Origin of the sequence: Allobosea sp., from assembly GCF_051860145.1 — a bacterium.
In the GTDB taxonomy this organism is placed as follows: Bacteria; Pseudomonadota; Alphaproteobacteria; order Rhizobiales; family Beijerinckiaceae; genus Allobosea.
Map to the genome: position 1 here is coordinate 187,488 of NZ_JBHYEM010000008.1, position 9,593 is coordinate 197,080.

Consider the following 9,593-nt stretch of genomic DNA (forward strand, 5'->3'; position numbering starts at 1 on the left):
CTCCTCGCTCGCTTGCGGCGAGGCCCGGTGAGGCGGTGCCTCGTCGTGCGACAGGCGGCCTCCTGCGAGGCCGCCTCTCCCTCAGTTGGCGCCGCTGTCCCGCGCCGTTCTCGTCTTCGTCCGCTCCGATAGCTGCGCGAAGGTCTGCTGTTGCTGCAGCCAGGCCTGATAGGCCGGCTCCTCCTGGACGACGACCTGCGCGCGCATCTGCGCATGCGCCAGCCCGCAGAGCTCGGCGCAGAGCACGTCGAAGGTTCCGGTCCGCGTCGGCGTGAACCAGAAATAGGTGACCGAGCCAGGCACCATGTCCATCTTCGCCCGGAACTCGGGCACGTAGAAATTGTGCAGGACGTCGACCGAGCGCAGCAGCACCTTGACCGGCTTGCCGATCTGGAGATGCAGGTCGCCGCTCTCGATGACGACGTCGTCCTGCCCGTTCGTGTCATTGGGGTTCAGGCCCAGCGGGTTGTCGGCGCTGACATGACGCACGTCTGAAGTGCCCATGCGGCCGTCCTTGCCCGGCAGCCGGAAGCTCCAGCGCCATTGCTGGCCCATCACCTCGATCTCGGACGCGTCCGCCGGAACCGTGACGAACTGGTGCCAGACGAACAGGCCGGGAATCAGCATCGCCGCGACGCCGACGGCGGTGCCCCCGGTCAGCCACCACTCGAGCTTGCGGTTCTCGGGTTCATAGGCGGCCTTGTGCCCCTCGCGATGGCGGAAGCGCAGCACGCAATAGGCCATGAAGGCGACGACCGCGAAGAAGACCGCTCCGGTGATCCAGAAGGTGATGATGATCGTGTCGTCGATATAGCGCCAGTTCGAGGCGATCGGCGTCCACCACCACGGGCTCAGCACATGAAACAGCACCGAGCCGGCTGCAACCAGGAGCAGAATGATCGCCGTAGGCATCCCTCATCCATCCTTGCCCATGAAGGCTGCGGATAAAGATCAGAGGGCGGGGCCCGTTCCGATACCGGCGACCGAATTCACATTGGCCACCGTCTTGCCTCTTGCCTCGCCCTTTTAGCCGGTCGCGACGTCGAGTTCTTGCGGTCCATACGTGCGGTGACTGCGTTCAGCCAGCCGCAAACCTGTAATTCTTCATCATCATGCCCGGTTGTGGCGGCTGTCAATAGACACCACAACCGGGCGGAGCTCCCAATACCCAGATGCAGGCGTTTCGATCGGCGTCTGCGCTTGCCTGCGGGTTCGCGTAACATTATATCATTCCAATGAGCCACGATCACAGCCAGCACGCGCATGCCCCCGTCTCGGACGATCCGGGCTGGTCGCTGCTGCGCCTGTCGGCCGTGAGCCGGCTCGGACTGGCGCTCGGCGTCGTCGCCCTGCTCTGGCTCACGACCCTCGCGGTCATCCTCTGAAACCGCCATGTCCGAAGAAAGCCGTTTGCCCTTGCCCGCCATCCGCCTCGACGACCTGACACTGGGTTATGACCGCCATCCGGCGGTGCATCACCTTTCGGGCGAGATCGCGACCGGCAGCCTGACCGCGATCGTCGGCCCCAACGGCGCCGGCAAGTCGACGCTGCTCAAGGGCATTGCCGGCGCCTTGGCACCGCTCGACGGCCGGCTGACGCTGGCCAAGGGCAAGCGCCTCGCCTATTTGCCGCAGTCGGCCGATCTCGACCGCTCCTTCCCGATCCATGTCTACGACCTCGTCGCCATGGGCCTGTGGGGCCAGGCCGGCATCTTCGGTCGCATCGGCCTCGGCGCGAAAACCAAGGTCGAGCAGGCCATCGCCGCCGTCGGCCTGACCGGCTTCGAGCGCCGGCCGATCGGCAACCTCTCCGGCGGCCAGATGCAGCGGGCGCTCTTCGCGCGGCTCCTGCTGCAGGACGCCGACATCATCCTGCTCGACGAGCCCTTCACCGCGATCGACGCCCGCACCACCGCCGACCTGCTGGCGCTGGTCCAGCGCTGGCATGGCGAGGCCCGCACGGTGGTCGCGGTCCTGCACGATATCGAGACGGTGAAGCGGGCCTTTCCGCAGACCCTGCTGCTGGCGCGCGAGGCCGTGGCCTGGGGCGCGACCGACGAGGTCCTGACGCCTGCCAACCAGCTCAAGGCGCGCCGCATGGTCGAGGCCTTCGACAGCCACGCACCGTCCTGCGACCGCAACGCGGCCTGATCGCCTCCGCAAGCCCGGCGAGACCGATGCTCTACGACATCTTCATCGGCCCTTTCGCCGAATTCGACTTCATGCGCCGGGCGCTGGTCGGCATCCTGGCGCTCTCGGTCTCAGGGGCGCCGATCGGCGTCTTCCTGATGCTGCGGCGCATGAGCCTGACCGGCGACGCGATGGCGCATGCCATCCTGCCCGGCGCCGCCATCGGCTATCTCGTCGCCGGCTTCTCGCTTCCCGCCATGACGATCGGCGGCCTCGCCGCCGGCTTCACGGTGGCGCTGGCGGCCGGCGCGGTCGCAAGGTTGACGGTGATGAAGGAGGACGCCTCGCTCGCCGCCTTCTATCTGATCTCGCTCGCGCTCGGCGTCACCATCGTCTCGCTGCGCGGCTCGGCGGTCGACCTGTTCCACGTCCTGTTCGGCAACGTACTGGCACTGGACGACGATGTGCTCATCCTGCTCTCCAGCGTCGCGACGCTGACCTTGCTAATGCTGGCGGCCGCCTATCGCCCGCTGGTGATGGAATGCGTCGACCCCGGCTTCCTGCGCTCGGTCAGCCGCTCCGGCGGGGCGGTTCACCTGACCTTCCTGGCGCTGGTCGTGCTCAACCTGGTCGCCGGCTTCCATGCGTTGGGCACGCTTCTCGCCGTCGGCCTGATGATGCTGCCTGCCGCCGCCGCGCGCTTCTGGACCGCCGACATCACGCGGCTGATCCTGCTCGCGACCGGGTTCGGCATCGCCTCGGGCTATGCCGGGCTCGTCGTCTCCTATTCGGCCGGCAGCAACCTTCCGGCGGGGCCTGCCGTCATCCTCGCCGCCGGCACCCTCTATCTCGGCTCGCTCCTGCTCGGCACGCAGGGCGGGCTGGCGCATCGGCTCTTGCCTCGCTCCCATCTCCAGCGCTAGTAGTTATGTTATAGTGTTTCATTATCGACTGGAGAGCCGCATGCCGAATCGTCGTCACCTCCTCGCCGGCATCGCCGCCGCCATGACGCTGCCGCTGCTCCCGATGAGCGCCTCGGGCCAGGAGAAGCTGCCCGTCGTCGCGAGCTTCTCCGTCCTTGGCGATTTCGTCAGGGAGGTCGGTGGCGAGCGCGTCGCGGTGACGACGCTGGTCGGCCCGAATGGCGACGCGCATGTCTATTCGCCGACGCCGGCCGACGCCAAGAGCATGGCCGCCGCCAGGCTGATCGTCGTCAACGGCCTGAAATTCGAAGGCTGGATGACCCGCCTGATCAAGTCCTCCGGTGCCAAGGCCACCATCGCCACGGCGACGACCGGCATCGCGCCGCTCGAGCTGAAGGATGACGACCACGGCAAAGGCGGGCACGGCCATGACCATGGCGGCCGGGATCCGCATGCCTGGCAGAGTGTGCCCAATGCGAAAATCTACGTGGCCAATATCCGGGATGCGCTGAGCGCTGCCGACCCGGCCGGCAAGGCGAGCTACGAAGCCAATGCGGCCGCCTATCTCGCCAGGCTCGATGCGGTCGATGCCGAGATCAAGGCCGCTGTGGCCCGCATCCCGGCCGACCGGCGCAAGGCCATCACCTCGCACGACGCCTTCGGCTATTTCGTCAAGGCCTATGGCATCCAGTTCATCGCCCCGCAGGGCGTCTCGACCGAGGCCGAGGCCTCGGCCAAGGATGTCGGGCGGATCATCCGGCAGATGAAGGCGGAAAAGATCCCGGCCGTCTTTCTGGAGAACGTCACCAATCCGCGCCTGATCGAGCAGATCGCGCGCGAGACCGGCGCCAAAATCGGCGGCCAGCTCTTTTCCGACGCGCTCTCGGACGCGAACGGCCCGGCCGGGACTTACATCCAGATGATGAAACACAATATAAGCCAGATCGAAAAGGCGCTCGGCGCCGGCCCGGCCTAACGCCGCGCCGCCGGCCGCCCTCCGCAGCAATCAGGTCCTAGCGATGTCCGACAAGATTCCCGTCACGGTGCTCACAGGCTATCTGGGCGCCGGCAAGACCACGCTCCTCAACCGCATCCTCACCGAGGATCACGGCAAGAAATTCGCCGTGATCGTCAACGAGTTCGGCGAGACCGGCATCGACGGCGACCTCGTCGTCGGCGCCGACGAGGAAATCTTCGAGATGAACAACGGCTGCATCTGCTGCACCGTGCGCGGCGACCTGATCCGCATCCTCGACGGACTGATGAAGCGCAAGGGCAAGTTCGACGCGATCATCGTCGAGACCACCGGCCTCGCCGATCCCGCCCCGGTCGCCCAGACCTTCTTCGTCGACCAGGATGTCGGCGACGCCACCAAGCTCGACGCCGTCGTCACCGTCACCGACGCCAAATGGCTCAAGGACCGGCTGAAGGACGCGCCCGAGGCCAAGAACCAGATCGCCTTCGCCGATGTCATCATCCTCAACAAGACCGATCTGGTCACGGCCGAGGAGCTGGCCGAGGTCGAAACCGCGATCCGCGCGATCAACCCCTATGCCAAGCTGCACAAGGCGACGCGCTGCGACGTCTCGATCGACAAGCTGCTCGATCGCAACGCCTTCGATCTCGACCGCATCCTCGATATCGAGCCGGATTTCCTCGAAGCCGGCCATCACCACCATCATTCGGACGAGGTCCGTTCGATGTCCTTCACCCTCCCCGGCGATGTCGATCCCGACAAGTTCATGCCCTGGATCAACGACATCTCGCAGGCGCAGGGGCCGAACATCCTGCGCTCCAAGGGCATTCTGGCCTTCAAGGGCGAGCCGCGCCGCTTCGTCTTCCAGGGCGTGCACATGATCCTCGACGGCGACCTCCAGCGCGACTGGAAGACCGACGAGAAGCGCGAGTCCCGTCTCGTCTTCATTGGACGCGATCTCGACGAGGGTGAATTGCGCAAGGGGTTTATGGCCTGCGCGGCGTGAGCTAAAGCCACGCCATGGAGACCATCACCAAACCCGTCTCGCTGCGCGAGCATGTCACCCCCGTCGAAGCCGGCGAGCATGTCGTCGCCGGCTACTGGCTCAAGCAGACCCTGGCGCTCGCGCTGGCCGACGGCCGCGTGCTGCGCTGGCGCGACGGGGTGTCCGACAGCGTCGAGGCCCATGCCGGCGGCCTGCTCTCGGCCTGTTCGGATGGCGAGCGCCTGATCTCGGGGGGCGATGACGGCCGCGTCGTCGCGACCTCCGCGGAAGGCGAGCCGACCGAGATTCATCGCGACCCCAAGCGCCGCTGGATCGACGCCGTCACCCTGTCGGGCTCCGGCAGCCTGGCCTGGAACACCGGCAAGACCGTCCATGCCCGCGACGACAAGGGCAAGCTGCGCAGCTTCGACTTCGCCTCGACGCCGCAAGGCCTCGTCTTCGCGCCAAAGGGCTATCGGCTGGCGGTCGCACAGATGAACGGCGTCTCGCTCTGGTATCCGAACACCGAGGCCAAGCCCGACTTCCTCGACTGGAAGGGCTCGCATCTCGATGTGACCTGGTCGCCGGACGGCCGCTTCGTCGTCTCCGCGATGCAGGAGAACGCGCTGCATGGCTGGCGCCTCGGCGACAAGCCGACGCATATGCGCATGACCGGCTATCCGGCGAAGCCCCGCTCGCTGTCCTGGTCGCATGACGGGCTCTGGCTCGCTTCCAGCGGTGCGGACGCCGCGATCGTCTGGCCCTTCCAGGGCGAGGGCCCGACCGGCAAGGCTCCGCGCGAATGCGGCGCGCGCCATGCCAAGGTCACTCGCGTCGCCTTTCACCCCAAATCGCTGGTGCTCGCCGTCGGCTATGACGATGGCTGCATCCTGCTGATCCGCCTGACCGACGCCTCCGAGCTCTTGGTGCGGCCGGCACTGAAGGGCAGCGGCATCACCGCCTTCGCCTGGGACAAGCTCGGCAAGCGCCTCGCCTTCGGCACCGAAGACGGCGCGGCCGGCGTCCTGACCCTGCCGACCTGACCATGCGCTTCGGCCTCTTCGGCAAGGGCGGTGCGGACAAGGCGGAAGCCGCGCAGATCGCCGCCCGGATCAAGGCCGATGTTCGCGACTGCCTCGGCCTGCCAGAGGCCGCCGCCATCGCGGTCAACGAGATCCTGTGCGCCGACCCGGCCTGCCCCGGCACCGAGACGGTGATCCTGGTGATGAACCCCGGCGAAAAGACCAGGGCCTACAAGGCGCAGATGCCGATGGCGGAGCTGACGCGGGACGCCCTCTTCGCGATTCTCCGGCGTGAAGGCTCAGGCGCCTAGCAGGTCGATCAGATGCGGGATCAGCGGCTCGTCGGCCGGCGGCATGGCGAGATCCCGCAATTTGCCCGGCCTGACCCATTTCAGGGCCTGCCCCTCCTGCGACGCCACCGCCCCCTCCCAACGCCGGCAGATATAGAGCGGCATCAGCAGGTGGAACTCGGGATAGGCGAAACTGGCGAAGGTCAGCGGCGCCAGGCACTCCTCCTTCACGGTGATGCCGAGCTCCTCGGCAAGCTCGCGGATCAGCGCCGGCTCCGGCCGCTCACCGGCCTCGAGCTTGCCGCCGGGGAACTCCCATAGCCCAGCCAGCGCCTTGCCCTCGGGGCGCTGCGTGACGAGGACGCGGTTATCGGCATCGATCAGCGCGCAGGCGACGACGAGAAGCAGTTTCACGAAAGCTCAGTTCCCGGAGAGGACGACGTTGATGGGCTCGCGCTCCTTGCCCGTCACGGTCACCGTATCATAGACCGAGCCGCCCTCGCGGATGAGCGCGTCCTCCTCGCCCCAGATCACCTGCGTGGTGACGAAATAGGTGCCCGGCGCGACCTTGTCGAAGGCAAAGCGGCCATTGGCCTCGCTCTTGGTCGTGCGCGTGTGCTCGGAATAGGCCGGGTCGACTGCGTCCTGCCGCGGATAGTCCGCATGCGGCACGTATTTGCGTTCGCCATAGAGCTGCCGGAAGCGTTCGCGCGCGAAGGCGGTGGCCGGCACGAGCCGCACCACCTCGCCCGCCGCATTGACCACCTGCCCGCGCGAGCGCGTGCGAAACGCGTGCCCGACGATGACGCCCGTACCGGGCTGCTTGATGAAGGCTGCCTCCTCGGCCGAGAAGCTGACCGTCGCCGGCGGGCGCTGCCCCTGGCAACCGGCCAATGCGATGCCGATGAGCACGACCGTGCTCGCCACCCTGTTCATGCCGCCCCCGCGCGCCGTGCCGTCGTGACCAGAAACACCCCGGCCAGGATGATGCAACCGCCGACGAGTTGCCGCAACTCCAGCGTTTCCCCAAGGACGATGACACCCAGCGCCGTCGCGAAGGTCGGCACCAGATAGCCGGTCATCGCGGCCCGCGTCGGCCCCGCCGCCCGGATCAGCTTCATGAAGATCGCCATCGGGATCGCGGTCGCGACGAGGCCGAGCGCCAGCATCGCCGGGAGATGGTTCTGGATCGGAGCGAGCCCCGACGGCCCGAGGAAGACGAGTGTCAATCCCAGCGCCACCAGACCGGAGAAGACCTGCTGGCCGAGCGCGAGCCGCGCCGGGTCGCCCGCGGGCGACGGCACGGCGCGGACATAGAGATTGCCCGCGGCATAGGACAGCATCACGCCGACCATGGCGGCCACACCGAGCGCCGTGCCGCCACCGGCGACCAGGCGCGGCCCGATCAGCAGCGCGACGCCCAGCATGCCGAGCGCCACGCCAAGAACCCGGCGGCCCGACAGTTTTTCCTCCGCGAACAGGAAATGCGCGAAGATCGCCGTCACCAGGGGGCCTGCGGCCTGGATCATCGCCGCCGGCCCGCTGGCGAGCTGCGTCAGCGCATAGGCGACGAGGATATTCGGCACCCAGCCATTGGTCGCGCCAAGCACGATCCAGTGCCGCAATTCGTGCCGTTGCGGCAGCGGGCTCTGGCCGAGCCAGCTCACCCACAGCGCCAGCGCCGTCGCGCCCAGCAGCCCGCGCCCGGCCGCGATGGCAAGCGGCGGCACATCGCCCGCCATCAGCTTGATGAACAGGAAGCTGCTGCCCCAGAAGAAGCCGCAGCCGACCAGGTTGCCGATGATGAAGGCCCGGCTCGGCTCGGCCGGAACCGGGGCCTCAGGAGCGATAGTCGCCATTGATCTCGACATAGGCCTTGGTGAGGTCGCAGGTCCAGACGGTGGACTTGCCTCGGCCCAATCCGAGATCGGCGGTGATGACGATATGCTCGCCCTTCATGTAGTCGGAGACCGCTTCCTCGTCATAGGCCGGCGCGCGCGCGCCCTGCTTCGCCACGGTGATCTCGCCGAAGGAGATGTCGAGCCTGTCGCGATCGGCCGGCTCGCCCGCCTTGCCGACCGCCATGACGACGCGGCCCCAATTGGCATCCTCGCCGGCGATCGCGGTCTTGACCAGCGGCGAATTGGCGATCGAGAGCGCGACGCGCTTGGCGGAGCGGGCCGAGGTCGCACCAGTGACGCGGATTTCGACGAATTTGCGCGCGCCCTCGCCATCCTTGCAGACGAGATGCGCGAGCTCGAGCAGCAGCGCGTTCAGCGCCCGCTTGAAGCCCGAGAGCCGCGCATCGTTGATCTCGGTGATCTTCGGCACGCCGCGCTGGGCCGCCTTGCCCGTCGCGAACAGCATCAGCGTGTCGGAGGTCGAGGTGTCGCTGTCGACCGTCACCGCGTTGAACGAGCCCTTGACGCCCTTGGAGAGCAGCGCCTGCAGTACCGGCGCCGCGATCGGCGCGTCGGTGAAGACGAAGGACAGCATCGTCGCCATGTCGGGCGCGATCATGCCCGCGCCCTTGGCGATGCCGGCGATGACGACCTCATGCCCGTCGATCCTGGCTTTCCGTGACAGCGCCTTCGGAAAGGTGTCGGTGGTCATGATCGCCTTGGCGGCGTCGATCCATGGCCCGTCGGCAGCGCGCGCGGCGCAGTCCTTCAGCACGCCCTCGAACTTCGTCCCGTCGAGCGGCTCGCCGATCACGCCGGTCGAGGCGATGAACACCTCCTGCGGCTTGCAGCCCGCCGCCCTGGCGGCGATCTCGGCGGTCAGCTTGACCGAGTCGCGGCCCTTCAGCCCGGTGAAGGCGTTGGCATTGCCGGAATTGACGACGATCGCGCGCGCCTGGCCCTGCGCCAGGTTCTCGCGGCACCAGTCGACCGGCGCCGACGGGCATTTCGAGCGGGTGAAGACGCCGGCAGCCTGGGTGCCCTCGTCGAGCAGCATGAAGACGACGTCGGTGCGGCCCTTGTAGCGGATGCCGGCCTCGGCCGTGGCGAAGCGCACGCCGGGAACGGCAGGAACCTTGGGCTGGCGCTTCGGCGCGAGCGGGGAAACGGGAACATCCTTGCCGGCCATCGAAACGCCTCCTGTGAGCGCGTCCGATGTGCCGCAGCGGCGGGCGGAAAACAAGCACTTCCCTTCTCCCCTCGGGGGAGAAGGTGGCAGCGCGCAGCGCTGACGGATGAGGGAAGTCTCATCCCGCATGAACAAGAAAAAGGGCCGCTTGCGCGACCCTTCCCTCATCCGTCGCCT

Annotated in this window: 12 protein-coding genes; 7 read left to right on the forward strand and 5 right to left on the reverse strand. The window is 67.5% G+C overall.

The features are described 5' to 3' along the window. Positions 1–81: 81 nt before the first annotated feature. Positions 82–912 (reverse strand): cytochrome c oxidase subunit II, encoded by an 831-nt coding sequence (locus ACTIF2_RS15820; RefSeq protein WP_439498045.1) that lies wholly within the window; start codon positions 910–912, stop codon positions 82–84. 323 nt (positions 913–1,235) lie between these two features. On the opposite strand from ACTIF2_RS15820, the gene ACTIF2_RS15825 reads away from it, so the two are divergent. Genes ACTIF2_RS15825 through ACTIF2_RS15855 form a run of 7 tightly spaced genes read left to right on the forward strand, consistent with a single transcriptional unit; the run spans position 1,236 to position 6,347 of the window. Beyond that, on the forward strand, positions 1,236–1,385 hold the full coding sequence (locus ACTIF2_RS15825; protein ID WP_439498046.1) for a hypothetical protein: 150 nt from the start codon (positions 1,236–1,238) through the stop codon (positions 1,383–1,385). Positions 1,386–1,392: 7 nt separating this feature from the next. Continuing rightward, positions 1,393–2,151: a zinc ABC transporter ATP-binding protein AztA gene (aztA, locus tag ACTIF2_RS15830; protein ID WP_439498047.1), complete on the forward strand. Its 759-nt coding sequence runs from the start codon at positions 1,393–1,395 to the stop codon at positions 2,149–2,151. A 26-nt stretch (positions 2,152–2,177) separates the two neighbouring features. After that, complete coding sequence (locus ACTIF2_RS15835) at positions 2,178–3,053, forward strand: metal ABC transporter permease (RefSeq protein ID WP_439498048.1); 876 nt, start codon at positions 2,178–2,180, stop codon at positions 3,051–3,053. Positions 3,054–3,093: 40 nt separating this feature from the next. Then, positions 3,094–4,029 carry a metal ABC transporter substrate-binding protein gene (locus ACTIF2_RS15840; protein WP_439498049.1) on the forward strand — a complete coding sequence of 312 codons (936 nt, stop codon included), beginning with the start codon at positions 3,094–3,096 and terminating at the stop codon, positions 4,027–4,029. A gap of 43 nt (positions 4,030–4,072) precedes the next feature. Next, a complete protein-coding gene (locus ACTIF2_RS15845) occupies positions 4,073–5,035 on the forward strand; it encodes a CobW family GTP-binding protein (protein WP_439498050.1) in 963 nt (320 codons plus the stop codon). A gap of 14 nt (positions 5,036–5,049) precedes the next feature. Further along, entirely contained in the window at positions 5,050–6,057 is a 1,008-nt protein-coding gene (locus ACTIF2_RS15850; protein ID WP_439498051.1) for a WD40 repeat domain-containing protein, read from the forward strand. Between the two features lie 2 nt (positions 6,058–6,059). Next, positions 6,060–6,347, forward strand: coding sequence for a hypothetical protein (locus ACTIF2_RS15855; protein WP_439498052.1), 288 nt, complete (start codon positions 6,060–6,062; stop codon positions 6,345–6,347). Here ACTIF2_RS15855 and mutT read toward each other — a convergent pair. The 4 genes from mutT to argJ are packed head-to-tail and all read right to left on the reverse strand — an operon-like array spanning position 6,336 to position 9,416. Beyond that, the gene (gene mutT / locus ACTIF2_RS15860) at positions 6,336–6,740 is read right to left on the reverse strand and encodes an 8-oxo-dGTP diphosphatase MutT (RefSeq protein ID WP_439498053.1); all 405 of its coding nucleotides are present in this window, start codon (positions 6,738–6,740) and stop codon (positions 6,336–6,338) included. The two genes, ACTIF2_RS15855 and mutT, sit on opposite strands and share 12 nt — an antisense overlap. Positions 6,741–6,746: 6 nt before the next feature. Continuing rightward, complete coding sequence (locus tag ACTIF2_RS15865; RefSeq protein WP_439498054.1) at positions 6,747–7,262, reverse strand: carboxypeptidase regulatory-like domain-containing protein; 516 nt, start codon at positions 7,260–7,262, stop codon at positions 6,747–6,749. Next, positions 7,259–8,185, reverse strand: coding sequence for a DMT family transporter (locus ACTIF2_RS15870; protein ID WP_439498055.1), 927 nt, complete (start codon positions 8,183–8,185; stop codon positions 7,259–7,261). Before ACTIF2_RS15870 ends, ACTIF2_RS15865 begins: the two co-directional genes overlap by 4 nt. Continuing rightward, positions 8,166–9,416 (reverse strand): bifunctional glutamate N-acetyltransferase/amino-acid acetyltransferase ArgJ, encoded by a 1,251-nt coding sequence (gene argJ, locus ACTIF2_RS15875; RefSeq protein WP_439498056.1) that lies wholly within the window; start codon positions 9,414–9,416, stop codon positions 8,166–8,168. The genes ACTIF2_RS15870 and argJ overlap by 20 nt, the downstream gene beginning before the upstream one ends. Positions 9,417–9,593: the final 177 nt, after the last annotated feature.

What these genes read in the sequence shown, in the direction of transcription:
- ACTIF2_RS15820 (WP_439498045.1), bottom strand. Translation starts at nt 912, where the DNA reads ATGCCTACGGCGATCATTCTGCTCCTGGTTGCAGCCGGCTCGGTGCTG.
- ACTIF2_RS15825 (WP_439498046.1), top strand. Translation starts at nt 1,236, where the DNA reads ATGAGCCACGATCACAGCCAGCACGCGCATGCCCCCGTCTCGGACGAT.
- aztA (WP_439498047.1), top strand. Translation starts at nt 1,393, where the DNA reads ATGTCCGAAGAAAGCCGTTTGCCCTTGCCCGCCATCCGCCTCGACGAC.
- ACTIF2_RS15835 (WP_439498048.1), top strand. Translation starts at nt 2,178, where the DNA reads ATGCTCTACGACATCTTCATCGGCCCTTTCGCCGAATTCGACTTCATG.
- ACTIF2_RS15840 (WP_439498049.1), top strand. Translation starts at nt 3,094, where the DNA reads ATGCCGAATCGTCGTCACCTCCTCGCCGGCATCGCCGCCGCCATGACG.
- ACTIF2_RS15845 (WP_439498050.1), top strand. Translation starts at nt 4,073, where the DNA reads ATGTCCGACAAGATTCCCGTCACGGTGCTCACAGGCTATCTGGGCGCC.
- ACTIF2_RS15850 (WP_439498051.1), top strand. Translation starts at nt 5,050, where the DNA reads ATGGAGACCATCACCAAACCCGTCTCGCTGCGCGAGCATGTCACCCCC.
- ACTIF2_RS15855 (WP_439498052.1), top strand. Translation starts at nt 6,060, where the DNA reads ATGCGCTTCGGCCTCTTCGGCAAGGGCGGTGCGGACAAGGCGGAAGCC.
- ACTIF2_RS15865 (WP_439498054.1), bottom strand. Translation starts at nt 7,262, where the DNA reads ATGAACAGGGTGGCGAGCACGGTCGTGCTCATCGGCATCGCATTGGCC.
- ACTIF2_RS15870 (WP_439498055.1), bottom strand. Translation starts at nt 8,185, where the DNA reads ATGGCGACTATCGCTCCTGAGGCCCCGGTTCCGGCCGAGCCGAGCCGG.
- argJ (WP_439498056.1), bottom strand. Translation starts at nt 9,416, where the DNA reads ATGGCCGGCAAGGATGTTCCCGTTTCCCCGCTCGCGCCGAAGCGCCAG.